This window comes from Magnetospirillum sp. LM-5 (assembly GCF_902729445.1).
GTDB lineage: Bacteria > Pseudomonadota > Alphaproteobacteria > Rhodospirillales > Magnetospirillaceae > Magnetospirillum.
Genome location: NZ_CACVCE010000015.1, coordinates 1 through 25,175 on the forward strand (window position 1 = coordinate 1; position 25,175 = coordinate 25,175).

Below are 25,175 nucleotides of genomic sequence, written 5' to 3' on the forward strand. Positions count from 1 at the left end.
GGATAGTTAGGCGGCGCCGCGTGGATGCCCGGATCAAGTCCGGGCATGACAAAATGGGGCGTTCGGACACCAGATCGGTGTTTTTCCGCAGCCTGTTAACCCTGACATTTCAGGATAAGGTCGCTGATCAGGCCAGGGCCGCGGCGGTATCGGCCTTGATAACCCGGGCGGCTGGCAGGCGGGCCACGACCTGGGTGCCGTTGTTGGGGAAGCTGTCCAGCTTTAACGATCCGCCATGCAATTCCATCAGCCCGCGAGCGATCGGCAGACCCAGGCCGGGACCGTCATAGCTGCGGGTGTAGCTTGATTCGCCTCGATCCAGCGGCCGCAACACGCGGTCGATATCACTGGGGCGGATGCCGATACCGGGGTCCGAGACCTCGAAGACGAAATCACCGGTTTCGGCGACGCGGCACCTTAACTCCACCCGGCCGCCGGCCGGGGTGTACTTGACCGCGTTGGACAGCAAGTTCAGCAAGACCTGCTTGATCCGCCGTGCGTCGATCATCAGTTCGGGCAAGTCGCCGGTCGGCTGAACGAACAGCAGCACCCGGTTGCTGTCGGCCTTGGACCGGATCAGACGGGCCACGGATTCGACCAGTTCCGACGGATGGACCTGTTCCTCGCGCAGCTCGACGCGGCCCGATTCGATTTGCGACACATCCATGATGTCATCGATCAATTGCAGAAGATGCTGCCCGGATTCCTCGATACCGGCGGCATATTCGCGATAGCGCGCGCTGCCCAGCGGGCCCAGCATCTCGTTGCGCATGACCTGCGAGAAGCCGATCACCGCATTCAGGGGCGTCCGCAATTCGTGGCTGATATTGGCCAGGAAATCGGTCTTGGCTTGGCTGGACCGTTCGACCTCGCGTTTGGCCTCGGCCAGTTCCTCGGCCAGGATCATCTTGGTGGTGAACGACCGGGCCAGCAATCCCACCCCCATGGCCACCAAGGCCGAGATGGCCAACAAGGTGAGTTCGGACATCTCGTCTATCGGGCGGCCGGCCAGCCAATCCAGCAGCGCATGGATCCGGCGCCACACCATCAGGACCATGCCGCCGCTCAACACCAGCCAGCCGAGGCTCCAGCCATCGCGGCGAGCGATGCCCAGCGCCACGAGGGCTGCTGCGGATTGCAGCGAAATCGACAGGCCTAGTACCGCAAGCATGGACACCCCACTGGCGCGGTTCCACTGTTACTGTGGGCGGCGCGCACCATATCCACAACCCATACACACGGTTACTGGCCCCTGGGATGATCCTGGAGACACAAGGCTGCCAGGCCCGCAAATGCCGGTTCAGGATGCAGGATCAACCAGACCGGGATATTGGCGAGGTACGGGCGGAAGCGGCCCTTGTCTTCGAAGCGGCGGCGGAAGTCCGAAGCCCGGAAGGCCTCCTTGACGCGCGGCAGGATACCGCCGGCGATGAACACGCCACCCTTGGCGCCCAGGCTGAGCGCCAAATTACCCGCCACCGTGCCCATCATGGCGAAGAACATCTGCAAGGAATCGGCGCACACCGGGCAGCCGCCCGCCCCGGCCTGCTCCAGCACCCAGGGCGGCGTCACCTCGGCCGCAGGCGTGGCGCCCGCCAGCGTACACAGCGTCTGGTACAGGTTGACCAGTCCCGGCCCCGAAAGCACCCGTTCGGCCGAAACGTGGCCGTAGCGGGCGCGCAGGATATCCAACACCTGGGCTTCGCGCGGGTCGGTGGCGGCCATGGTGACGTGACCGCCCTCGGTGGCCAAGGCCACCCACTCGCCCGATTGCGTCGGCACCAGGCCCGACACCCCCAGGCCGGTCCCCGGCCCCAGTACCGCGATGGGAGCGCCGGCAAGCGGCGCCCCGCCGCCCATCTCCATCAGGTCGGCGCCGTGGATATGGCGCACCGAAAGGGCGACGGCGGTGAAGTCGTTGACCACCTGCAGCCGCTCGAATCCCAGCGTGGCCTGCAGTTCGGCGATCGAGAAGGACCAGGCGGCATTGGTCATCTCGACACGGTCGCCGGACAGCGCCGAGGCGACGGCGAAGGCGCCGGCCACCGGCGCTTTCGCCGGCTTCATATGATCGAGAAACAATCGGGCGGCTTCGGCCGGGCCGGCATGCTCGCGGCAGCGATAGACCATCATCTCGCCGATGGCGCCGCTTTCATCGACCAGGGCGAAGCGGGCGTGGGTTCCCCCGATGTCGGCGATCAGCGCCGGCAGCCCGGCCATCAGACGCCCCCCTTGCGACGCTTGCCGCCGGACTGCGGCACCAGACCCTGGTACAGCGCCTGATAGCGCGCCGCCGAGCGTTTCCAACTGAAATCCTGGGCGACGCAGGTCTTCTGGATCTTGGTCCAGGTTTCGGGCTGGCGAAACAGCCCGACGGCCCGTTCGACGCACCATTGGAAGGCGCCGGCATTGGCGTGCTCGAAGGTGAAACCGGTGGCGGTGCCGGTCATCAGCCCGTCATAGGTGGCATCGACCACGGTGTCGGCCAGTCCGCCGGTGGCATGCACCACCGGGACGGTGCCGTAGCGGAAGGCATAGAACTGGGTCAGGCCACAGGGTTCGAAACGCGACGGCATCAACAGCATGTCGCCGGCCGCCAGCAGCTGGTGGGCCAGCTTCTCGGAATAGCCGATGGTCACCGCGACCTGGCGCGGGCTGGTGGCGGCTGCCGCGCGGAAGCCTTCCTCCAGCGAATGGTCGCCGGTACCGACCACCGCCACCTGCGCCCCCATCCGCAGCAAGGCCGGCATCGCCGCCAGCACCATGTCCAGACCCTTCAGGTCGTTGATACGGCTGACCACCACCAGAAGCGGCGCCGCTGGATCGATGGCCAAGCCCAACTCGGCCTGCAGGGCGGCCTTGTTGGCGGCCTTGCCGGCTGAAAAGTCGGACGGCGCGTAAGTGTGCGGCAGGAACGGATCCGAATCGGGGGTCCAGACCCGGTAATCGGCTCCGTTCAGGATGCCGTCAAGATCGGCGGCGCGGTGCGCCAACAGCCCTTCCATCCCGGATCCGTGCGGCGCTGCCTGGATTTCGCGGGCGTAACGCGGGCTGACGGTGGTCAGGCGGTCGCTATAGAACAGGCCGGCCTTCAGGAACGACAGCTGGTCATAGAATTCCAGCCCCTCCATCTGGAACAGCTCCCACGGCAGGCCCAGACGCGGCACCGACTCCTTGGGGAACACGCCCTGATAGGCGATGTTGTGGATGGTGAACACGCTCGCCGGCCGCTCGGTCGGTTCCCAGGCATGCAGATAGGCCGGGGCCAGGCCGGTCTGCCAGTCATTGCCGTGCAGCACTTGCGGCCGCCACTTGACCGGGCTGTCCTCGGTCGATAGCCGGGCCGCCGCCCACGACAGCAGGCCGAAGCGCAAAAGATTGTCGGGATGGTCGTTGCCGGCCTGATCCTGATAAAGCCCGCCGGCCCGCCGATACAGGGCCGGGCAGTCCAGCAACCACAAGGGCACGCCCGAGCCCGGCAGCTTGGCCGAGACCAGCGACACAGTGTCGCCCAGTCCGAACGGGTCGCCCAGATCGCCGACCTGACGCTTACCCTCGGCCAGGTCCAGGGCTTCCGGATAGGCCGGCATCAGCACGCGGATGTCGGTGCCAGCCTCGGTCAGCGCTGCCGGCAGCGCCCCCGACACGTCGCCCAATCCGCCGGTCTTGGCCAAGGGAAACACCTCGGACGAAGCGAACAGCACGCGCATGACCCAATCCCCTGTGCCACCAAATTACAATGTCTCAGCCTAGCCCAACCGGACCGGCGGCGAAAGCGGAACCACCCACCCGGCGGGGGCGGTTGTATCCGCCCGGCGATTGTGGCACCAATGCCCCGGGGGCACGGACAAGAGAGGGAGTGGGAATGGCGAAGCATGACGAACGGACCGGCCATGAATGGGAAGCCAACCTTCGGCTGCGGCGCACGCTGGCGCTGGTCCTGGCCGGCGGCCGCGGCTCGCGCCTGGGTGCGCTGACCGACTGGCACGCCAAGCCGGGGATTCCGTTCGCCGGCAAGTTCCGCATCATCGACTTCACCTTGTCCAACTGCATCAATTCGGGCATCCGTCGTGTCGGCGTGCTGACCCAGTACAAGGCCCATTCGCTGATCCAGCATATCCAGCGCGGCTGGGGCTTCCTGCGCGGCGAGTTCGGCGAGTTCATCGAATTGCTGCCGGCCCAGCAGCGCACCGACGGCGAGGCCTGGTACAAGGGCACCGCCGACGCCGTCTACCAGAACCTCGACATCATCCGCAGCCACAAGCCGGAATTCGTCTTGGTCCTGGCCGGCGACCATGTCTACAAGATGGATTACGCCAAGATGCTGGCCCACCACATGGCCAGCGGCGCCGACGCCACCGTCGCTTGCCTGGAAGTGCCGCTGGAGGAAGCCAAGGGCTTCGGCGTGATCGCCGTGGACGATGACGATTCGATCATCCGTTTCGACGAGAAGCCCGAGAATCCGCGGCCCACGCCCACCGATCCGACCAAGGCGCTGGCCAGCATGGGCATCTATATCTTCAACGCCAATTTCCTGTACGAGCAATTGCTCGAGGATTCCGAGACCGCCGGAACCGAACACGATTTCGGCAAGAACATCATCCCCCGCCTGGTCGGCAAGCATCGGCTGGTGGCGCACCGCTTCCAGGATTCCTGTGTCATGCATGACGGCGCCACCGAACATTACTGGCGCGACGTCGGCACGCTGGACGCCTATTGGGAAGCCAACATCGACCTGACCACCATCACGCCGTCCTTGAACATCTACGACGATTCGTGGCCGATCTGGACCTATCAGGCGCAATTGCCGCCGGCCAAGTTCGTGTTCGACAATGACGAGCGCCGCGGCATGGCGGTCGACAGCATGGTGTCGGGCGGCTGCATCATCTCGGGCGCCACCGTGCGCCGCTCGCTGCTTTACTCGAACGTCCGGGTCAATTCCTATGCCCTGGTGGAGGACACCGTGGTCCTGCCCAACTGCGACATCGGCCGCCACGCCCGGCTCAAGAAATGCATCGTCGACCAGGGCTGCACCATCCCGCCCGGGCTGGTGGTCGGCGAGGACCCGGTGTTGGATGCCCAGCGCTTCTCGCGCAGCGACAAGGGCGTCACCTTGATCACCCCCGACATGCTGAGGACCTTGGGGGATTAGGGCCCCGTGAAAAAGTCCCTCGGCGTGGCCTCGGTGTACTTTTCCCCGATTTTGTTGGGCAATCCCGTGCTCAAGCAAGCTTTCCGCGCGGGCTTAGCTTGTTTTCCCGCCATGAGGCGAGCACGGCTCGCCTCATGGCGGCGGTCAAACGCGAAAAATAGGCGCAGGGCCGCCCCAAGCCTATTTTTCTCCTTTTGAATCAACGTGTAAAAGTACACCGAGGCGAAGCCGAGGGACTTTTACACGAGAGATTAGCTTTTCTTGCGTCCCGCCAGGAACAGGCCGCCGAAGATCAGGGCGGCGCCGACAGCGTGGAAGGTGCGGAATTCCTCGCCCAACAGCACGATTCCCAGGATCGCCGCGAACAGGGGGATCAGATAGGTGAATTGGCCGGCGGTGGCGGCGCCGACGATCACCACGCCATTGTTCCAGAAATAATAGGCGGCCAGCGAGGCGAACACGGCCGTATAGGCGATCACCGCCAGATTGCGCGCGGAAAGCTCGAGCGAGGCCCCCATCGCCGCCTCCCACAGATAGAACGGAGCCGCCGCCGCCACGCCGACGATCATCAGCGCGGTCAGCAAGGTGAACGGCGCCAGCGGAACCGGGAAGCGCTTCAACATCACCGAATAAAGCGCCCACGACAAGGTGGCGGCCAGCATGATGGCGTCGCCCGGCGTCAGTCCGACCTCGGCCACCCGCCACGGCTGCCCCTTGGTCACCACCAGGGCCACCCCGGCCACCGACACGCAAATGCCAAGCAGGGCGCGACCGCGGATCGGCTCGCCCAGCCACACCCTGGCCAGCAACAGCACCATCAGCGGCAACGAACTGCCGACCAGGGTGGCGTTGATGGCGGTGGTGGTCTGCAGCGACAGGTACAGCAGGGCGTTGTAGGCGGCGACGCTGACCAGGCCTTGCGCCAGCAGGTGATGCCAATGGGTGCGCACGATGTCGGCATGGCGCCACAGGTCGCGCATGGTGAACGGCGCCAGCAGGGCCAGGGCCAGCACCCAGCGCCAGAAATTCAACGCGACCGGCGGGATATCGCCGACGCTGGCCCGGGCCATCACAGCGTTACCGGCCCAGAACAGAGCCGGCAGGACCAACAGGAACAGCCAGCGCGTGCGACGGGTCAAGGCGGGCCCTATCAAGGAAGCAGGGACTTGTCGAGCACGTGGCGCGCCACCGCTTCGGCGATGGCACGGTTGAAGGACGGGCTGTAATCGACGATATCGACATAGGCATTGCCGGTCGCCGGTTCCAGTTCCGCCAGCCACAAAGTCTCGGGATCGGTCGGCCGACCGGCGGCGCGGGCCTCGGCCAGACGGGAATAACCCTTGGCGACACCGACCAGCGGGGCCATCTCGGCCGGGGAAACCGGCACCAGCCGCTTGGCGTTGTCGTAAGCGAAGGTCGGCACCGGCTGCTGGACGAACAACACCTTGAAGCCCAAACGGTCGGCCATCGCCGAAATCATGCGGCGATTGACCTCAAGACGGGCCAGCGCCCGTTCGACCTCGGAATCGTGGGTGCAGACCAGCGGCAGCAAGCCCTTGGCCGGCGGCGGCCGCAGCCGTCCGACCAGCTTGGCCAGGGCCGAGTGGGCCAGCATGGTCGCCAGACTGGGCTTGGCCTCGGTCGCCGCCAATTGCTCGCTGAAGGCGGTGCGGTCGGAACCGTCGCAGCGCCGCAAATCCTCGAACCCATCGACGAAAATCGCCAGGTCCGGCTTGTTGCCCGCCACCACCATCTGCTCCAGCGCGATTCGTTCCTGGGTCGAAATCCAGCCGGGCACACCGAAATTGAACACCCGCGCCGATTTGCCGGCCTCGAGCAGCAAGGTATCGAGATAGGCCGGGATGGTCTGGCCATCGGCGTTGCCGGTCCCGAACACGGCGGCGCCGCCGAAAACGAACACCTTGGCGCCCTCGCCCTCGACGCGGGGCACCGCCCGCCAGCCATCGGGTCCGACGGTGACGTGCTTTCCGGCGAAGGGCTTCATGCGATATTCGACCAGCGGCCAGTAACCGGCATCGCCCAGGTCGCGCATTTCGGCCTGCATCTCGCGCACCGGACCTGCGTCCTCGACCCCGTAGAGCTGGGATATCTGCTGGTCGCTCAAGGTGGAACTGGCGTTCGGACGCGGCTCGGGTATTCTGGGCAGGGCGATCCCAGCCCCCAACTCGGCCACCGGCAGCAAGACCAGCAGCAGCAGGCAAAGCCGGGGGATCATCCGGGCCAGGGCGGCGAGCGGATTGAACTCGGCTCGGGTGCGGAGGCGGCGACGGCGCATCAAGGTCCCTTGGCGGTGGGGCGTTGCCGCTGGTGATACCCCGAATAGCAACGACTGGCAACGAGGAGCTGGAAACAATGTTCGAGTTGCACCCCCGATTGACGGCCGACACCATCCCGGTAACCGACTGGCCGCTGTGTCGGGTCATGCTGATGCGCGACGCCAATTATCCGTGGTTGGTCCTGGTGCCGCGCCGCCACGGCGTGACCGAAATCCACGAACTGGACCAAAGCGACCGCCAGACCCTGATCGAGGAGATCGCGGCGGCATCGCAACGGCTGCAGAACCTGACCCAGGCCTACAAGATCAACGTCGCCGCGCTGGGCAACGTGGTGCCGCAATTACACATCCACGTCATCGCCCGCTTCACCACCGACCCGGCCTGGCCCGCTCCGGTATGGGGCAAGGTGCCGGCCAAGCCCTACGACGATTTAGAAATGACCCGCCTTCTCGAGGCTTTTGCCAGCTAGATGAGGTTGAAGTTCAGCGCGTCCTGAAACATAATGCCGCCCGCGCCAAGAACCTCGACAGAAGACGCAAGGGAGAGAACGCATTTCATCGCGCTGGCCCAGGCCTTTCAGGCCCGCCGCCCTGCCGCCGCGATCAAGCCCAACTTCCGCCACGAAGTGACCCTATCCTGCGAAGCGGATCAGCGGAAAGTCCGTTGCCCGCCCGGATGTCGAGACAAGCTTTAAGTTCCTTTGACCAACCCACAATCGAGTTTTGGGAGATGATGATGAAGAAGATCGGTCTGGCTGTTGCCGCCCTGCTGCTGGCCCCCGTGGTCGCCAACGCCCAGGAGGCTCCGGCCGCCTTCAACCAGTGCAAGGCTTGCCACAAGGTGGAAGCCGGCAAGCATGGCGTCGGCCCGTCGCTGGCCGGCGTCGCCGGCAAGAAGGCCGGCCACGCCGAAGGCTTCAAGTATTCCGACGCCCACAAGGCCTCGGGCCTGACCTGGGACGATGCCACCCTGGCCAAGTACCTGGCCGACCCCAAGGGCACCATCCCCGGCAACAAGATGGCCTTCGCCGGCCTGAAGAAGCCGGAAGACGTCGCCGCCGTCGTCGCCTACCTGAAGACCCTGAAGTAGTCTTCGGATGTTTCGGGCGTTTTCTTGGACGCCCGGACCGGCTACCGGAAGAAAGGCCGCCGCGCGCCCACTGGGCCGGCGGCCTTTTTTATCGCTCGAGCGCGTTTTGCAGGTCGGCCCGCCACGCCGACACCGATATCTGGCGGCGTGACGTCACCTCGAGGGCCGCGTCGTCCAGGGCATCGGCACCGGGATGGGCCTGGCGCCAGCGCTCGATCTCGGCATCGCGCTCGCAGGCCAACGCGACGATGATCGGGCGAAACAGCGTCACCAAGGCCGTCAGCCACGCCCCCACCCGCGCATACCGCCCCCCCGTCACCGAGAAATAGGGCAGCATGCGTGCGACGGATTCGGCCGAATACCAGGCCTCGCCGGTCACCCAGCGGTTGGTGGTAAACAATTCCGCCGCGCAGCCATCGGGGCCGAAGCCGACGGCGATCAGATGGCAGGGTGCGTCGGGCTCGCCCTCGACTCCGACCAAAGGACGGATTTCGGGCGGCATGCCCTTGGGCCGCAGGAACAGATGGACGTGGCCGTACTCGTTGCCGCGATGGATGTGATAATAGAACTGGGAATGGGTGGCGAAATCATAGACGTCGCCCTCGGGATAATGGCGAAACGGCGCGATGCGGCCGCCGCCGGTCAACAGGCCGGCCGGATCGTCGCCCGCCGCCCGCAATGCTTGCTCCAAGCGCGCCACCTCCTCGCCGGCCAGAATCAAGCTGGTCAGCTCGGCGGGAGGCAGCGACTCGAGCAGGGCGATCACCTCAGATTGGTCTCCGTGTAGAAGCGGTCGGCGCCGTCATGCGGCTTAATGGTCAAGCCTTCCTTGGCTGTGGTGCTTTTGGTCAGGCCTTTCAAGACCGGATGCAGGCGGGTGAACGAACCGAAATTGGTGTGCACCGCCTTCAGAACACCGCTGACATCGTCGGCCGACAGCCGGGTGGTGCCGACCAGCACGGCCTTGACCTGCAGCGAGGTCAGGTCTTCCTTGAGACTTTCATAGGTACCCTTGCGGATCACGGCATGGGCGAACCACGGCGACCTTTTCAGGAAGCCCTCGCCCCCCTTCATGGATACCGGGATGGCCACCGCGTCGCATTCATCGATCGCCGCCTGGGCCTCGGTCATGGGATGAACGCCGGTGAAGAAGGCGGCGTCGATGTTGCCCTCGCACAGTTCCACCGCCTGGTCCGACAGGTCCAATTCCACCGCCGGCGACAGGTCGCCCTCGGTCAGGCCGGCGGATTCGATGACCGCCTCGGCCATGCCGCGCTGGAACGAACCCGGCCGCCCCAGATTGACCCGCTTGCCCTTGAGGTCGGCCAGAGCCTTGATGGCCGCCCCCTGGCGGGCCAGCACCAGCACCGTCTCGCCGTGCAGGCTCATGATGGCGCGCAGATCGGGGAACGGCCCCGCCTCCTTGAACCCTTCGCGGCCCTGCACGGCCATTTGTGCCGCCCTGGCCTGCAAGATGGCGAGATCGGCCTCGCCGGACCGCAGCGAGGCGATGTTGGCAGCCGATCCCGACGACGGCATCACCGCGCAGCCGCGCCCCTGCGGCCGCTCCTTGTTGAGGACACGGCACACCGCGCCGGCCGCCGGGAAGTAGTAGCCGGTCACCTCGCCCGAGGCGATCACCAGCGGCCGCGGATCGGTCGGAGCTGCCGCCCCCGGAACCTGCGCCGTCATCGGCCGCGGTTCGCTGGCTTCACCCGCGACCGGCACGGCCGCCACCATCACCATCGTTGCGACCATGGCCGCCTTCAGACACGTCAACGGATCATCCTCCCATCCGGGGATTGAAACGGCGGCATCATACGCCGAGACCCGCCCCCGGCAAACCCCCAGCCCGCTTAGCCTGTGCGCATTTATCCACAAGCCCCCTGTGCGTAACCGACTTGGTGAAAAATTCCCTAAAATTTGAGTCAAAAAGGGTTGCCATCGGCTTTCTTCATCGACACAATCGGTGCAACTGATAAGGCAACGAACGGGAGGGATGGATGAGGAAGGCAATGCTGCGCATCGCGCTGACGCTGATTTTGTCAGTGCTGTCGCTTCCTGCTTTCGCCATCCAATGCGTGCCCTACGCCCGTGAAGTTTCCGGCCTTCAACTGAAGGGCGACGCCTGGCAGTGGTGGAATGCCGCCGCCGGAATCTATGAGCGGGGCCGTACCCCGCGCGAAGGTGGCGTGCTGGTGTTCGCCCGCCAGGGCAAGATGCGCCATGGCCACGTCTCGGTGGTGACCCGCGTGGTCAGCAACCGCGTCATCCTGGTCGATCATGCCAATTGGGCGCCGATCCGCAGCACCGGCCGCGGTGAAGTCACCACCAACGTTTCCGTCATCGACACCTCGCCCAAGAACGACTGGAGCCAGGTGCGCGTGTGGTACGCCGCCGTCGGCGATTACGGCCATCGCGTCTATCGGACCGACGGCTTCGTCTGGCAGCCCGGCAACCGCGGCAATTCCAAGAAACCGGCCATCCAGCAGGCCGCCCTGACCCGCGCGGTCGAAATGTTCCCCGAGCCGCAGGCCATCAAGGCCGAACCGGTGGCCGTCGCCCATGTCGTCGCCGTTCCGGCCGCCGCCGTCACCCAGCCGGCCGAGCTTTCGGTCGCCGCCGCCCCGGCCGTCGCCGCCGACACCGGCATGGTCCGCGCCGCCAAGGCGATGTTCCGCCGCTCCGCTGCGGACGCCCTGCCCTTTAACTAATCCGCCTTTTGTCGCCGCACCCCATCGGATATGGTAGGGCCGCAACGGTTCTTCCTTGGGGTTTCGCGACAGGATGAAACTTGCCCACGACATGTCATTTCCCACCCCGCACGAGCTTGACCAACTGGTCGATCTTTGCGGCGACCTGCTGTGTTTGTGCCGGGGCAGTCGCATCGCCTGGATCAACCGGGCCGGCGCGGATCTGCTGGGCCACGCCGCCGCGGACCTGATCGGCCGTCCCTTCGCCGACCTGCTGCACGAAGATCACCGCACCCGCCTGCGCAAGGGGCTTGACCCGCTGGCCGAGCCGTCGTGCGGCGCACCGCTGATGCTGCGGGCGGCCGACGGGACCTGGCATACGATGCGGCTGTCGGGGCGCGATCTGGGCGACGGGGTCTTCGCCATCGCCGCCTGCGCGCTGAGCGGGTCGGTTCCGGCAGTGGATTCGCTGGTCCGCTCGGTCCATCGGCTGGAAGAACGCACCCGCGAGCTCAGCCGCATCGCCCGGCGCAACGACTTGTCGGCCCAGGTGTTCCAGACCGCGTCGGAAGGCATCATGGTGCTGGATGCAGACCTGCGCATCACCACGGTCAATCCCGCCTTCACCCAGATCACCGGCTGGCTGCCGTCGGAAGTGATCGGCCGCAAGCCGCCGCAATTGACCCAGGACGGCATGGACCACCCGGCCGGCCTGCTGATGTATGACAGCGCGCGCACCTCGGGCCGCTGGCAGGGCGAGCAATGGAACGTCCGCCGCGACGGCGAGCGTTATGCCGAACGCGTCGGCATTTCGACCATCCATGACGAGGAAGGCGAGCTGCGCCAGTACGTGGTGGTGTTCTCGGACATCACCCAGCGCAAGCTGGACGAGGAACGCATCCGCAAACAGGCCAATTACGACGCCCTGACCACCCTGCCCAACCGCGCTTTGTTCCTGGACCGCCTGGCCATGGCGGTCAGCCAGGGCGAACGCAACGGCCAGATGGTCGGGCTGATGTTCATCGATCTCGACGGCTTCAAGCTGGTCAACGACACGCTGGGCCACGACATGGGCGACCTGCTGCTGCAGGAAGCCGGCCGCCGGCTGTCGGGCTGCATCCGGTCGGGCGACACCGTGGCCCGCCTGGGCGGCGACGAATTCACCATCTTGATGCCCAATCTGGGCACCTATCAGAATGCCCCGCTGGTGGCCGGCCGCGTGCTGGAATCCCTGAAGAAGCCGTTCGACCTGGCCGGCAAGGAAGCCTTCGTGTCGGGCTCGATCGGCATCACCGTGTTCCCCGACGATGCCGGCGACGCCGCCACCATGCTGAAGAACGCCGACGCCGCCATGTACCGCGCCAAGGAACTGGGCAAGGCCAATTTCCAGTTCTTCACCGCCGACATGAATGCCGCCGTCGAAGAGCGGCTGGCCATCAAGAACGGCCTGTTGCGCGCCATCGAGCTGGATGAACTGGCCCTGCATTTTCAGCCCAAGCAGGATTTGAAGACCGGGGCCATCACCGGCGTCGAGGCGCTGCTGCGCTGGAACGCCGCCGATCTGGGCGTGGTGTCGCCGGCCAAGTTCATTCCGGTGATGGAGGAATCGGGCCTGATGGGCCGGATCGGCGAATGGGCCATCGACGCCGCCTGTCGGCATTATCGTTCGTGGACCGATCGGTCGATGATGGCGCCGCGCATCGCCATCAACCTGTCGGTGCGCCAGTTGCGCGCGCCGGGCTTCGTCGAGATGGTCGAACGCATCCTGCACCGCTGCGGCGTCGGCCCCGAGGCGCTGGAATTCGAGATCACCGAAGGCATGGTGGCCAAGGACACCAAGAACGCCGTCGCCTTGCTGAACCGCCTGTCGGGCATGGGCATCCGCCTGTCGATGGACGATTTCGGCACCGGCACCTCGTCCTTGTCGGTGATCCGCATCTTCCCGGTCGATTCCATCAAGATCGACCGCGCCTTCATCGCCGACCTGGGCACCGACCCCGACTGCGCCGCCATCACCCGGACCATCATTTCCATGGGCCATTCGCTGAGAAGGCGCATCATCGCCGAGGGCGTCGAGACCGCCGAGCAGGTCGATGCGCTGCGCGACATGGGCTGCGACGAGATCCAGGGCTATGTGCTGGCCCCGCCGCTGCCGGCGGCCGAGTTGGAGCGGGTGCTGACCACCTTGGGCACCGGGCAGCCACCCGATTCACCCTAGATTCACTCCAATGTACCCCCCTTTCGGGGGGTTTTTTGTTATGCTGCAGTGCAAGGGTAGGACAAAACCTACTCTTTTCATTTGCGTTTCCGGATAATAACGCTAATATACCCTCCCACTGGGCAGGGCCATTGGGAGCCCGTGCGCCTGGGAGGAAACAAACACAATGGGCGCGCAAGCCAACCGACCGATCGACATCGTCATCGCCGAGAAGAACCCGCTATTGCAAAGCAGCCTGGTCAAACTGTTCGCAGGCGACGAACGCTTTTGCCTGGTCGCCGTCACCGACGACGGCGAACGCTTCATGGAAGCCGTCGAACGCCTGCCGTTCGACGTCGGCATCATCGGCTGGGAAATGCCCTATATGGACGGCCGCGCCGTGCTTCAGGCGATGCGCGGCAAGGCCGACAGCCCGCGCCTGATCGTCTATACCGGCAGCCCCAACCCCGACGTGCCGCGCCAGGCCATGACGCTGGGCGCCGCCGGCTTCTGCTCGAAGCGCGAGCCGCCGGAACAATTGATCGACACCATCCAGGCGGTGGCCGCCGGGCGCATGGTGTTCCCGTTCATCGACGTCTCCAGCCTGGCGTCCGACCCGTTGGCCGGCCTGACGCCCCGAGAGCGCGAATTGCTGGCCGCCTTGGCCGGCGGCCTGACCAACCAGCAGATGGCCAGCCAGTTGGACATTTCGCTCAATACCGTCAAGTTCCACCTGAAGAACCTGTACGACAAGCTGGGCGTCGGCAACCGCGCCCAGGCGGTGGCCTTCTACCTCAAGGGCCGCGAGAACAGGTAAACGGCGGTTCAGGCGGCGTTCATCTTGTCTTGGCGAGAATGGGACATTCCCATTCTCGCGGAGACACGCCGATGAACCCCGTCGCCTACAATCCCACCATCAAGACCCTGCATTGGCTGATGGCCTTGCTGATCATCGGCCTGTGGGTCCTGGGCCAGGTGATGGGCGAACTGCCCAAGGGCGATTTCCGCGGCCAGGTGTTCGGCTGGCACAAGGAACTGGGCGTGGTGATCCTGATCCTGGTGTCGTTGCGCCTGGCCTGGCGCCTGGGCGCCGGCGTACCGGCCCTGCCCGACACCATGCAGGGGCGCGAACGAACCGCCGCCCATGCCGGCCATATCCTGCTGTATGTGCTGATGATCCTGTTGCCCATCGACGGCATCTTGCTGTCGCAAAGCGGCGGCCGGGCGGTGATGCTGGCCGGCTGGCAGCTTCCCACCCTGATCGGCAAGAACGAGGGCCTGCACGAAGTGTTCGAGGCCGCGCACGGAATCATGGCCTGGGGATTGGCGATCCTGCTGCTCGGCCATGTCGGAGCGGCGCTCCGCCACCATTATATCCTGCGCGACAATGTGCTGACCCGCATGCTGCCGGGTAGGGACTGACCACCCAGTCGTTCAAGGTGTGACAGAAATATTGACTCCCCCTCCCCGCTCGGGCAGGTTGACGCCCCTCCACAAGAGATTGGCGTCACCTCCGGGTGGGTGTTCCCTCCGTGGCCCCTCCCGACGACAGTAAGGAAAAACAGAATTCCTGTGGGAGGAAGCCTGGGGATGACGGAGCTGACGGACGTGCGGACCAGCCGCATGATCTCTGCCTACGATCTGCGCCGCGCCACCGAGGCCGCCGCCCGGGCCGCCTATGCCTGGATCGGGCGTGGCGACAAGAGCCAGGGTGATTCGGCGGCCATTTCCGCCCTTGAATCCGAATTGGCCAATCTGGGCCTGGATGCCCGCATCCTGATCGGCGAAGGCCCGCGCGAGGAAACCAGCCAGCTTTACCACGGCCAGCGTTTCGGCGATCCCGGCCGACTGGTTCGCTGGGACATCGCCGTCGATCCGGTCGAGGGCACCAGCTTCCTGGCCAAGGGCATGACCAACGCCCTGGCCTGCCTGGCCATCGCGCCGACCGGCACGTTGTTCGACCCCGGCCCGGCTTTCTATATGGAAAAGTTCGCCGCCCCGCCGGCCGCCAAGGGCCGCATCGCCCCCGATTCTCCGGTCGAGGACAAGCTGAAGGCGCTGTCCGACATCCTGGCCAAGCCGGTCGAGGACCTGACCATCTATGTGTTGGAAAAGCCGCGCCACCGCGATCTGGTCGAACGCATCCACGCCCTTGGCGCGCGCGTCGCGCTTTATCCGGCCGGCGATGTCGCCGGCGCGCTGATGGCGGCCATTCCCGGCTCGGGCATCGACGCCCTGATGGGTACCGGCGGCTGCCCCGAGGGCATGCTGTCGGCGGCCGCCATCAAGGTGATGGGCGGCGAGTTCATGGCCCGCATCGACCCGCAGCTGGCGACCGAACGCCGCGCCGTCGAGGCCGCCGGCATCGACCAGGAGCGCTGGTGGAGCGTGGACGAGTTGGTCCGCTCGGACGACGTGGTGTTCTGCGCCACCGGCATCACCACCGGCCTGCTGCTGGAAGGCATCGAGCGCACCACCACCCACGAACGGACCCAGACCCTGCTGGTGGGCGGCGGCGCCGACGAGCGCCAGTTGCTGACCAGCTGGCATCGGCGCGCAAAGTGAGGGACCCGATCATGCCCAACAATCGCGTCGTCGATCGCCCGATCATCCTGGGTCTGGTCGGCGATTCCGCCGCCGGCAAAAGCACCTTGGCCAAAGGGATCGTGTCGATCCTGGGGCCGGAGCGGGTGGCCTTGCTGCAATCGGACGATTATCACCGTTATTCCCGCTCGGAACGGCGCCGCTTCGGCGTCACCGCCCTGGACCCGGCCGCCAACTATCTGGACATCCTGGAACAGCATGTCTGCTTGCTGCGCCAGGGCAAGCCGGTCCTGAAGCCGGTCTACGACCACATGCGCGGCACGCTGGAACGCCCCGTTCTGCTGGAACCCAAGCCGTTCATCATCGTCGAGGGCTTGCTGGGCTACCACACCCGGGCCCTTCGCGACTGCTTCGACGTCAAGGTGTTCGTCGATCCCGACGAGGCGCTGCGGGTCAAGTGGAAGATGGCGCGCGACTGCGCCGAACGCGGCTATGGCGAGGACGAGGTCAAGCTGTCGCTGGAGCGCCGCGCCGAGGACAGCCAGGCCCATATCCATCCGCAACGGACCTTCGCCGACATCGTGGTCCGCTTCGCTGCGCCCGAGACCCAGCCCGATGAATGCGGCGCCCGCTTGAATGCCCGCCATCTGCTGCGCCCGACCCTGCCCCACCCCGATCTGGGCCCGGTGCTGGATGCCGGCGGCAAGTCGGGCTTTCGCCTGGCGCTGGCCCGCGACACCGACGGCAAGCCGGTCGATGTGCTGGACATCGCGGGTGACATCGAATCCCGACGCGCCAAGGCGGTCGAAGACCTGCTGTGGAGCCTGATCCCCGAGGCCAACCATCTGCGTGCCCCCCTGGGCCAGTTCATCGACCATGCCGGCCAGCCGGCGCAAAGTCACTCGCTGGCCCTGTCGCAATTGCTGCTCACCTACCACCTGGTCAAGGCCGCCCTTGGCCATTTCGCCCGTTAACCGGTAAAGGACCTCCCGACGATGAACGCTTCCGCGCCTTCCACCGCCACTCTCGCCGAAATGGCCAACGCCATCCGCTTTCTGTCCATGGACGCGGTCGAAAAGGCGAAGTCGGGCCATCCCGGCATGCCGATGGGCATGGCCGACGTCGCCACCGTCCTTTACACCAAGTTCATGAAGTTCGACGCCAAGACCCCGCGCTGGGCCGACCGCGACCGCTTCGTGCTGTCGGCCGGCCACGGTTCGATGCTGCTTTATGCCCTGGGCTACCTGACCGGCTATGAAGACCTGGATATCGACCAGCTGAAGAACTTCCGCCAGTTGGGCTATCGCACCGCCGGCCACCCGGAATTCGGCCATGTCGCCATCGCCGACACCACCACCGGCCCGCTGGGCCAGGGCATCACCAACGCGGTCGGCATGGCGCTGGCCGAGGCGATGCAGGCGGCCCGCTTCGGCAGCGGCATCGTCGATCACTACACCTATGTCATCGCCGGTGACGGCTGCCTGATGGAAGGCATCAGCCAGGAAGCCATCACCATGGCCGGCCACTGGAAGCTTTCCAAGCTGATCGTGCTGTGGGACGACAACCACATCTGCATCGACGGCGACACCTCGCTGTCGACCTCGGACGACCAGGCCAAGCGCTTCGCCGCCGCCGGCTGGAACACGCTGGCCTGCGACGGCCACGATTTCACCGCCATCGAGCGTGCCATCGAGGCCGCCCGCAAGTCCGACAAGCCGACCCTGATCGCCTGCCGCACCACCATCGGCAAGGGCGCCCCCAACAAGTGCGGCACCGAAAAGGTCCACGGCGCCCCCCTGGGTGCCGACGAGATCAAGGCCGCCCGCGACGCCGCCAACTGGCCCTATGAGCCCTTCGTGATCCCCGAGCATGTGCTGGCCGCCTGGCGGGCCGCCGGCGCGCGCGGTGCCTCTGCCCGGGCCGACTGGGACGGCCGGGTCGCCAAGATGGACGCGGCGGCCAGGGATCTGTTCACCCGCACCAACGAAGGCCGCCTGCCCGACGGCTGGCAAAGCGTGATTTCCGACTTCAAGAAGAAGATATCCGCCGAGACCCCGAAGGTCGCCACCCGCAAGGCCAGCCAGGACGTGCTGGAAGTGGTCACCGCCGCCATTCCGGAAATGATCGGCGGTTCGGCCGACCTGACCCATTCCAACCTGACCGACACCAAGGCCTGCAAGCCGTCGATCAAGCCCGGCGAATTCGCCGGCCGCTACATCCATTACGGCATCCGCGAGTTCGGCATGGCCGCCGTGATGAACGGCATCGCCCTGCATGGCGGCTTCGTGCCCTATGGCGGCACCTTCCTGATCTTCGCCAACTATCTGTGGCCGGCGCTGCGCATGACCGCCCTGATGGAACAGCGGGTTCTGTTCGTGCTGACCCACGATTCCATCGGTCTGGGCGAGGACGGCCCGACCCACCAGCCGATCGAGACGGTGGCGGCGCTGCGCGCCACCCCCAACACCCTGGTCTTCCGCCCGGCCGACGCCGTCGAGACCGCCGAGGCCTATGAAGTGGCGCTGCTGAACGCGTCGGGGCCCAGCTGCTTCGCCCTGTCGCGCCAGAACCTGCCGACGGTGCGCACCACCCACACCGACGACAACCTGACCGCCAAGGGCGCCTATGTGCTGGCGGAAGCAGAGGGCAAGCGGCAGGTGACCATCCTGGCTACTGGCTCGGAAGTGTCGATGGCGCTGGAGGCCCGCGCGCTGCTGGCCGAAAAGGGCGTGGCGGCGGCCGTGGTGTCGATGCCGTGTTGGGAGCTGTTCGATCGTCAATCGAAGGAGTATCGTTCCAAGGTCCTGGGTGAAGGCACGGTTCGGGTGGCCGTCGAGGCGCTCACCACCTTCGGCTGGGAACGCTATGTCGGTCTCGACGGCGCGGTGATCGGCATGACCGGTTTCGGCGCGTCTGCCCCGGCCGACAAGCTGTACCAGCACTTCGGCATCACCGCCCAAGCGGTCGCCGACGCGGCCCTGGCCCGTCTTTAAGAGTTTCGATTAGGGAGAAGAAATTATGGCTCTCGTTTCCTTGCGCCAGCTGCTCGACCACGCGGCCGAGAACGGCTATGGCCTGCCGGCGTTCAACGTCAACAACATGGAGCAGGTCAAGGCGATCATGGAGGCCGCCCAGGCGACCAACAGCCCGGTCATCCTGCAGGGCTCGGCCGGCGCGCGTAAGTATGCCGGCGAGGCCTTCCTGCGCCACCTGATCCTGGCCGCCCTGGAAGCCTATCCCGACATCCCGGTGTGCATGCACCAGGATCACGGCACCAGCCCGGCGGTGTGCGCGCGCGCCATCCAGTCCGGCTTCTCGTCGGTGATGATGGACGGCAGCTTGAAGGAAGACGGCAAGACCCCGTCGGATTGGGACTACAACGTCAACACCACCCTGGCGGTGGTCAAGATCGCCCATTCCTGCGGTGTTTCGGTGGAAGGCGAGCTGGGCTGCCTGGGATCGCTGGAAACCGGCCAGGCCGGCGAGGAAGACGGCGTCGGCGCCGAAGGCACCCTGGATCATTCCCAGCTGCTGACCGACCCCGACGAAGCCGCCGCCTTCGTCAAGCAGACCCAGGTGGACGCGCTGGCCATCGCCATCGGCACCAGCCACGGCGCCTACAAGTTCACCAAGAAGCCGACCGGCGCGGTGCTGCGCATCGACCGCATCAAGGAAATCCACGCCCGCATCCCCACCACCCATCTGGTGATGCACGGTTCCTCCTCGGTGCCGCAGGACTGGCTGGAGATCATCAACAATTACGGCGGCGACATGGGCTCGACCTATGGCGTGCCGGTGGAAGAGATCGTCGAGGGCATCAAGCACGGTGTCCGCAAGGTCAATATCGACACCGACCTGCGCATGGCCTCGACCGGTTCGATCCGCAAGTTCCTGGCCGAACACCGCAAGGAGTTCGACCCGCGCAAGTATTACAAGGTCGCCCAGGACGCCATGGTCGGCATCTGCAAGGCCCGTTACGAATCGTTCGGCGCCGCCGGGCAGGCCTCGAAGATCAAGGTCAAGAGCCTGGAAGAGATGAGCACCGCCTATGGCAAGGGCGCGCTCGAGCAGAAGATCAACTAAACCCCGTTCCCTTTTCCGTCATGGCCGGGCTTGACCCGGCCATCCACGACCCGCAATGACGTGGACCCCCGGGCCAAGCCCGGGGGTGACGGAGAGGGTTTATCCGTCCCACGGAGGATTACCCATGTCCGTTCTGATCGCCCCATCCATCCTGTCCGCCGACTTCGCCCAATTGGGAGCCGAAGTGAAGGCCATCGACGAAGCCGGCTGCGACTGGATCCATATCGACGTGATGGACGGCCACTTCGTGCCCAACCTGACCTTCGGCCCGCCGGTGATCAAGGCGATCCGGCCGTGGACCAAGAAGACCTTCGACGTCCATCTGATGATCGACCCGGCCCAGCCCTATCTGGAAGATTACGCCAAGGCCGGCGCCGACTTGATCACGGTGCATGCCGAGGCCGACAAGCATCTCGACCGTTCGCTGCAATTCATCAAGTCCCTGGGCAAGAAGGCCGGTGTCAGCCTTAACCCGCACACGCCGGAAGGGATCATCGAATATGTCCTGGACCGGCTGGACATGGTGCTGGTGATGAGCGTCAACCCCGGTTTCGGCGGTCAGAGCTTCATCGAGAGCCAGCTGGAAAAGATCGCCCGCATCAAGCGGATGATCGGCTCGCGGCCCATCGACATCCAGGTTGACGGCGGTGTGACCGCCGACAATGCCTGGAAGGTGATGGCGGCCGGGGCCACCTGCCTGGTGGCCGGCTCGGCGGTGTTCAAGACCAAGGATTACGCCGCCAACATCGCCGCCATCCGCAATTCCAAGGGATAGCCCTCTCGGCAAATCCATATGGAGCCTTTACGGGAACCGGCGCCAATCTGGCCGCCGGTTCTTTCGTTTCAAGGCTCTCCATGTCTGTCGCAACTTCGTCCTTCGACACCAAGCGCCTGGCCGCTTTGTGCCTGGGCGCCACCGGCATCGTCTATGGCGATATCGGCACCAGCCCCCTTTACGCCATCAAGGAATGTTTCGGCGCCGGCGGCGGCATCGATCCCGACCCTGCCGCCATCTTCGGCATCCTGTCGCTGGTGTTCTGGGCCATCATCCTGGTGGTGTCGCTGAAATATGTCTCGTTCGTCCTGAAGGCCGACAATCGCGGCGAAGGGGGCATTTTGGCCCTGCAGGCGCTGGTCAGCTCGCAAGGATTGGGCACGCCGGCCCTGCTGGCCATGGGCCTGTTCGGCGCGGCGCTGTTCTTCGGCGACGGCATGATCACCCCGGCCATCTCGGTCCTGTCGGCCATCGAGGGGCTGCAGGTGGCTGACCAGCGGCTGGAAGCCTTCGTGGTGCCGCTGTCGCTGGTGGTGCTGGTCGGGCTGTTCGCCATCCAGAAGCACGGCACCGCCCGCGTCGGCGCGGCGTTCGGGCCGGTGATGCTGGTGTGGTTCGCCGCCATCGGCGCCCTGGGCATCAACCAGATCGCCCAGCAGCCCGGCGTGCTGGCCGCCGTCCATCCCGTCCATGGCCTGTCGTTCCTGGCCGCCGACCCGCTGCGTGCCTTCCATGTGTTGGGCTCGGTGGTGCTGGTGGTGACCGGCGGCGAGGCGCTTTATGCCGATATGGGCCATTTCGGCGCCCTGCCGATCCGCCTGGCCTGGTTCGGCATCGCCATGCCCGGCCTGCTGCTCAATTATTTCGGCCAGGGCGCGCTGATCCTGTCCGATGCCGAGGCGGTGGCCAACCCGTTCTATCGCATGGTCCCCGAATGGGGATTGTATCCGATGGTCGGGCTGGCGACGGCGGCGACGGTGATCGCCTCGCAGGCGGTCATCTCGGGGGTGTTCTCGATCACCCGCCAGGCGGTGCAGTTGGGCCTGCTGCCGCGCGTCGATATCGACCACACCTCGGACGAGGAACAGGGCCAGATCTATATCCCCTCGGCCAATTGGCTGCTGCTGGCCGCCGTGGTGCTGCTGGTGGTGGCGTTCGGCTCGTCCTCGGCCCTGGCCGCCGCCTATGGCATCGCCGTCACCGGCACCATGGCCATCACCACCATCATGGCCCTGGTGGTGGCGCGCCACCTGTGGGCCTGGCCGCGCTGGCTGTGCCTGACCCTGGGGGCCGCCTTGCTGATCCTGGACCTGTCGTTCATGGGCGCCAACCTGCTGAAGATTCCGGAAGGCGGCTGGGTGCCGCTGGTGGTCGGCGGTCTGATGTTCGCCCTGATGGGAACCTGGATGCACGGCCGCCGCGCTTTGGCCCGCCGCCTGGCCTCCGATTCCCTGCCGATCGAGACCTTCCTGGCCCGCCTGCCCGATGTCCCCCGGGTCGCCGGCACCGCCATCTTCATGACCGGCAACGCCGATTCGGTGCCGATGGCCCTGCTGCATAATCTGAAGCATAACAAGGCGCTGCACGAGCGGGTGGTGTTCCTGCGGGTGGTCACCGAGGATATCCCGCGCGTTCCGGCCCGCGACCGCGTCACCGCCGAAGGGCTGGCCGACGGCTTTTATCGCCTGACCGTGCGCTACGGCTTCTTCCAGGACCCCGACATCCCCAAGGCCCTGCGTCTGGCCAAGGCCTTCGGGCTGGAATTCGACATGATGGCGTCGTCCTTCTTCGTCGGCCACGAGACCATCCTGGCTTCGGCCGACGACCCCTTGCTGCCGATATGGCGCTCGGCCTTGTTCATGATGATGACCCGTTTCTCGGCGCGGGCCACCGACTTCTTCCGCATTCCGCCCAACCGGGTGGTCGAACTGGGGGCGCAGGTCCGGCTATAGCGTGATGCGCGCAAAGCGCATCGCGCCAGCGGCCATTGAGGCCGCGGCCAAGCCGCCGGAGGCGGCGCCCGGCGAGGGGCGCCTATGATCATTCGCTTTTGAGGCGATAGCCGACGCCGGGATCGGTGACGATCAGACGCGGCGAGGCTGGATCATCCTCCAGCTTCTGCCGCAACTGATTGACATAGACCCGCAGATAGGCGGTGTCGTCCACATGGGCCGGCCCCCACACCTCGCGCAGGATGTGCTTGTGGGTCAACACATGGTCGGGCTGGCCGGCCAGCAGCCGCAGCAACGCCCATTCGCGCTTCGACAGCCTGACCTCGGCGCCGGCGCGGGTGACCACGGTGCGGGCGCAATCGATCACCACCGAACCGACCGTCAGCGGGGGCGATTGCGGCCCCGCCCGCGGCCGCAGCAATGCGCGGATGCGGGCCATCAGCTCGGCCACCCCGAACGGCTTCGAGACGTAGTCGTTGGCGCCGCGATCCAGCGCCTCGACCTTGTCCATCTCGCCGGCCCGCACCGACAGCACGATCACCGGCATGGTGAAGCCGGCCTGGCGGATCGAGGACAGCACCTCTTGCCCATCGCGGTCGGGCAGGCCCAAATCCAGCACCACCAGATCGGGCGGGGCCTGGTCGATGGCGGCAAGGCCTTGCGCCGCCGAGGCCGCCTCGGCCACCCGATAGCCCTGCGCGCCCAGGCTGATGCGCAGGAACTTGCGGATCTGCGCCTCGTCGTCGATGACCAGGATGCGGGCACTCATGGGGCCTCGCTGGGAATATCGGGCGGCGGCGTCAAGGCCAGCGTGACGCGGAACCGGCAGCCCTTCCCGCCCGGACCGTCCTCGATGGCGACGGAACCGCCATGGGCGGCCAGGATGCCCCGGCAGATCGCCAGCCCCAACCCGGTCCCGGCCACCTGGCCGTCGGTCTGGGCGACCCGATGGAACATGTCGAACACCGCCTCGCGCTCGGACTCGGGGATGCCCGGCCCCTGATCGTCGATGGTGATGATCCCGCCATCCAGGGTCACCGTCACCGGCGTCCCGGGCGGCGCGTACTTGCCGGCATTGTCCAGCAGATTGAACAAGGCCTGTTCCAGCAACACGGCATCGACCCGGGCCAGGGGGCGCTCGCGGGGCAGCATCATTCTAAAGACGCGACCAGGGTGCGCCGCCTCGACCCGGTGTCGGGCATTGTCCAGGATGTCGCCCAGATCGGTCCAGTCGCAGCGCGGCACCAAAGCGCCGGTTCCCAGCCGGGTCATGTCCAACAGGTTCTGGACGAAGCGGTTCAGGCGCAGGGCTTCATCCTCGATGGCACCGGCCAGTTCGCGGCGGTTGGCCGGGTCCAGCGCGTCATCCAGGGTCGACAGCGTCGATGCCGCCCCCAGGATGGTGGCCAGCGGCGTCCTCAGATCGTGCGACAGCGACGACAGCAGGGCCGAGCGCAGCCGCTCGCGCTCGGCGGTCAACAAGGCATCTTCCACCGCACCGGCCAGGTTGGTCCGCTCGATGGCCACCGCCACCTGATCGGCCAGAGCGTCGAGCAGCTTCATCGACTCGGGCGGGGCGGCGGCGATTCGCACGCCCAGCAGACCGACCGGACCGGCCTGGGTCCGCATCGGCAGGAACAGCCAGTCGGCACCGGGCAGCACACCGTGCCCGCGCCCAGCCGGGCGGGCATTGTCCCACGCCCAGCGGGCCGCCGACCACGAGACATCGTCCAGCCGGTCCTCGGGCGGGTAACCGGCTGCGATGGTCAGCTCGCCCTGGCGCGGCAACAGCACCAGCGAGGTGCCCTGGATGGTGGCGGCGACATGGTGGACCGCCGCCCACGCCACATCGTCCAGGGTCGCCGCCGCCGACACCCGGCTGGCGAATTCGTAAAGATTCTGGGTCCGCCTTGCACTTTCGCGCGAGACGTCGATTTCGTGGCGCAGCCTGGCGGTCAGGTTCGACACGATGATGGCGGCGATCAGGAAGAACACCACCGTCAGGATGTTTTGCACGTCGCTGATGGCCAGGGTGTAGCGCGGCTCGGTGAAGAAGAAATTGAAGGCGAAGAAGCTGATCAGCGAGGCCGCCACCGCCGGCCACCGGCCGCAATGGCGGGCCACCACCAACACCGCCATCAGATAGCCCACCGAGATATTGGCGATCGGCAGGCCGGCGCCGTCGATCGCCGCCCCCAGCAGGGTGGCGGCGGCGGGCGCCAGAATGGTCAGCGGCATCGGGCCGCGAATGAACGTGTGCATTCCTTAGTTGGATCGTAACCCGCCACCCGGTCAAGAGCGATCAGGGTGGCGCCACACATGACGCAGGTAAAGGCCGAAGGCCATCAAGGCTGGACGCTGAAAGCCGCGCCGGCTTTACGGATTCCTTATGA

At 66.1% G+C, this 25,175-nt stretch carries 22 protein-coding genes; 13 read left to right on the forward strand and 9 right to left on the reverse strand.

The window, feature by feature from the left end; all coding sequences use genetic code 11:
* Positions 1 to 127: 127 nt before the first annotated feature.
* From MTBLM5_RS07860 to glgA, 3 genes are all read right to left on the reverse strand, one after another.
* Positions 128 to 1,171 (reverse strand): sensor histidine kinase KdpD, encoded by a 1,044-nt coding sequence (locus MTBLM5_RS07860; RefSeq protein WP_173975372.1) that lies wholly within the window; start codon positions 1,169 to 1,171, stop codon positions 128 to 130.
* Positions 1,172 to 1,242: 71 nt separating this feature from the next.
* Positions 1,243 to 2,220 carry a glucokinase gene (locus tag MTBLM5_RS07865; RefSeq protein WP_173975374.1) on the reverse strand — a complete coding sequence of 326 codons (978 nt, stop codon included), beginning with the start codon at positions 2,218 to 2,220 and terminating at the stop codon, positions 1,243 to 1,245.
* Positions 2,220 to 3,710, reverse strand: a complete 1,491-nt coding sequence (gene glgA / locus MTBLM5_RS07870; protein WP_173975376.1) for a glycogen synthase GlgA — start codon at positions 3,708 to 3,710, stop codon at positions 2,220 to 2,222. The genes MTBLM5_RS07865 and glgA overlap by 1 nt, the downstream gene beginning before the upstream one ends.
* Before the next feature lie 155 nt (positions 3,711 to 3,865).
* On the opposite strand from glgA, the gene glgC reads away from it, so the two are divergent.
* Positions 3,866 to 5,152 carry a glucose-1-phosphate adenylyltransferase gene (gene glgC / locus MTBLM5_RS07875; RefSeq protein WP_173975378.1) on the forward strand — a complete coding sequence of 429 codons (1,287 nt, stop codon included), beginning with the start codon at positions 3,866 to 3,868 and terminating at the stop codon, positions 5,150 to 5,152.
* 251 nt (positions 5,153 to 5,403) lie between these two features.
* Here glgC and MTBLM5_RS07880 read toward each other — a convergent pair whose 3' ends face one another.
* Entirely contained in the window at positions 5,404 to 6,291 is an 888-nt protein-coding gene (locus MTBLM5_RS07880) for a DMT family transporter (protein ID WP_173975379.1), read from the reverse strand.
* Positions 6,292 to 6,302: 11 nt separating this feature from the next.
* Positions 6,303 to 7,448 (reverse strand): SGNH/GDSL hydrolase family protein, encoded by a 1,146-nt coding sequence (locus tag MTBLM5_RS07885; protein WP_173975381.1) that lies wholly within the window; start codon positions 7,446 to 7,448, stop codon positions 6,303 to 6,305.
* Positions 7,449 to 7,525: 77 nt separating this feature from the next.
* Here MTBLM5_RS07885 and MTBLM5_RS07890 point away from each other — a divergent pair, with 77 nt between their 5' ends.
* Both MTBLM5_RS07890 and MTBLM5_RS07895 read left to right on the forward strand, forming a co-directional pair.
* Entirely contained in the window at positions 7,526 to 7,918 is a 393-nt protein-coding gene (locus MTBLM5_RS07890) for an HIT domain-containing protein (protein ID WP_173975383.1), read from the forward strand.
* Positions 7,919 to 8,184: 266 nt separating this feature from the next.
* Positions 8,185 to 8,538: a c-type cytochrome gene (locus MTBLM5_RS07895; RefSeq protein WP_173975385.1), complete on the forward strand. Its 354-nt coding sequence runs from the start codon at positions 8,185 to 8,187 to the stop codon at positions 8,536 to 8,538.
* Between the two features lie 88 nt (positions 8,539 to 8,626).
* On the opposite strand, the gene MTBLM5_RS07900 is transcribed toward MTBLM5_RS07895, so the two are convergent.
* Both MTBLM5_RS07900 and MTBLM5_RS07905 read right to left on the reverse strand, forming a co-directional pair.
* Complete coding sequence (locus MTBLM5_RS07900) at positions 8,627 to 9,304, reverse strand: hypothetical protein (RefSeq protein ID WP_173975387.1); 678 nt, start codon at positions 9,302 to 9,304, stop codon at positions 8,627 to 8,629.
* Positions 9,301 to 10,317: a TAXI family TRAP transporter solute-binding subunit gene (locus MTBLM5_RS07905; RefSeq protein WP_254430957.1), complete on the reverse strand. Its 1,017-nt coding sequence runs from the start codon at positions 10,315 to 10,317 to the stop codon at positions 9,301 to 9,303. The genes MTBLM5_RS07900 and MTBLM5_RS07905 overlap by 4 nt, the downstream gene beginning before the upstream one ends.
* A gap of 224 nt (positions 10,318 to 10,541) precedes the next feature.
* On the opposite strand from MTBLM5_RS07905, the gene MTBLM5_RS18735 reads away from it, so the two are divergent.
* The 10 genes from MTBLM5_RS18735 to MTBLM5_RS07955 all read left to right on the forward strand — a co-directional run bounded on the left by MTBLM5_RS18735 (position 10,542) and on the right by MTBLM5_RS07955 (position 22,782).
* The gene (locus MTBLM5_RS18735) at positions 10,542 to 11,252 is read left to right on the forward strand and encodes a CHAP domain-containing protein (RefSeq protein ID WP_254430958.1); all 711 of its coding nucleotides are present in this window, start codon (positions 10,542 to 10,544) and stop codon (positions 11,250 to 11,252) included.
* A gap of 91 nt (positions 11,253 to 11,343) precedes the next feature.
* On the forward strand, positions 11,344 to 13,449 hold the full coding sequence (locus MTBLM5_RS07915; protein WP_173975389.1) for a bifunctional diguanylate cyclase/phosphodiesterase: 2,106 nt from the start codon (positions 11,344 to 11,346) through the stop codon (positions 13,447 to 13,449).
* A gap of 166 nt (positions 13,450 to 13,615) precedes the next feature.
* A complete protein-coding gene (locus MTBLM5_RS07920; RefSeq protein WP_173975391.1) occupies positions 13,616 to 14,245 on the forward strand; it encodes a response regulator transcription factor in 630 nt (209 codons plus the stop codon).
* A 71-nt stretch (positions 14,246 to 14,316) separates the two neighbouring features.
* Positions 14,317 to 14,850, forward strand: coding sequence for a cytochrome b (locus MTBLM5_RS07925; RefSeq protein WP_173975393.1), 534 nt, complete (start codon positions 14,317 to 14,319; stop codon positions 14,848 to 14,850).
* 168 nt (positions 14,851 to 15,018) lie between these two features.
* Positions 15,019 to 15,993 (forward strand): class II fructose-bisphosphatase, encoded by a 975-nt coding sequence (glpX, locus tag MTBLM5_RS07930; RefSeq protein WP_173975395.1) that lies wholly within the window; start codon positions 15,019 to 15,021, stop codon positions 15,991 to 15,993.
* 11 nt (positions 15,994 to 16,004) lie between these two features.
* Complete coding sequence (locus tag MTBLM5_RS07935; protein WP_173975397.1) at positions 16,005 to 16,946, forward strand: phosphoribulokinase; 942 nt, start codon at positions 16,005 to 16,007, stop codon at positions 16,944 to 16,946.
* Positions 16,947 to 16,967: 21 nt separating this feature from the next.
* The gene (tkt, locus tag MTBLM5_RS07940; RefSeq protein WP_173975399.1) at positions 16,968 to 18,965 is read left to right on the forward strand and encodes a transketolase; all 1,998 of its coding nucleotides are present in this window, start codon (positions 16,968 to 16,970) and stop codon (positions 18,963 to 18,965) included.
* A 25-nt stretch (positions 18,966 to 18,990) separates the two neighbouring features.
* Positions 18,991 to 20,055, forward strand: a complete 1,065-nt coding sequence (fba, locus tag MTBLM5_RS07945) for a class II fructose-bisphosphate aldolase (protein ID WP_173975400.1) — start codon at positions 18,991 to 18,993, stop codon at positions 20,053 to 20,055.
* 124 nt (positions 20,056 to 20,179) lie between these two features.
* Positions 20,180 to 20,830, forward strand: a complete 651-nt coding sequence (gene rpe, locus MTBLM5_RS07950; protein ID WP_068496446.1) for a ribulose-phosphate 3-epimerase — start codon at positions 20,180 to 20,182, stop codon at positions 20,828 to 20,830.
* 80 nt (positions 20,831 to 20,910) lie between these two features.
* Positions 20,911 to 22,782, forward strand: a complete 1,872-nt coding sequence (locus MTBLM5_RS07955; protein WP_173975402.1) for a potassium transporter Kup — start codon at positions 20,911 to 20,913, stop codon at positions 22,780 to 22,782.
* Positions 22,783 to 22,870: 88 nt separating this feature from the next.
* Here the strand turns inward: MTBLM5_RS07955 and MTBLM5_RS07960 are convergent, their stop codons facing one another.
* Positions 22,871 to 23,551 carry a response regulator gene (locus MTBLM5_RS07960; protein ID WP_173975404.1) on the reverse strand — a complete coding sequence of 227 codons (681 nt, stop codon included), beginning with the start codon at positions 23,549 to 23,551 and terminating at the stop codon, positions 22,871 to 22,873.
* On the reverse strand, positions 23,548 to 25,044 hold the full coding sequence (locus tag MTBLM5_RS07965; RefSeq protein ID WP_173975406.1) for a DUF4118 domain-containing protein: 1,497 nt from the start codon (positions 25,042 to 25,044) through the stop codon (positions 23,548 to 23,550). Before MTBLM5_RS07965 ends, MTBLM5_RS07960 begins: the two co-directional genes overlap by 4 nt.
* Positions 25,045 to 25,175: the final 131 nt, after the last annotated feature.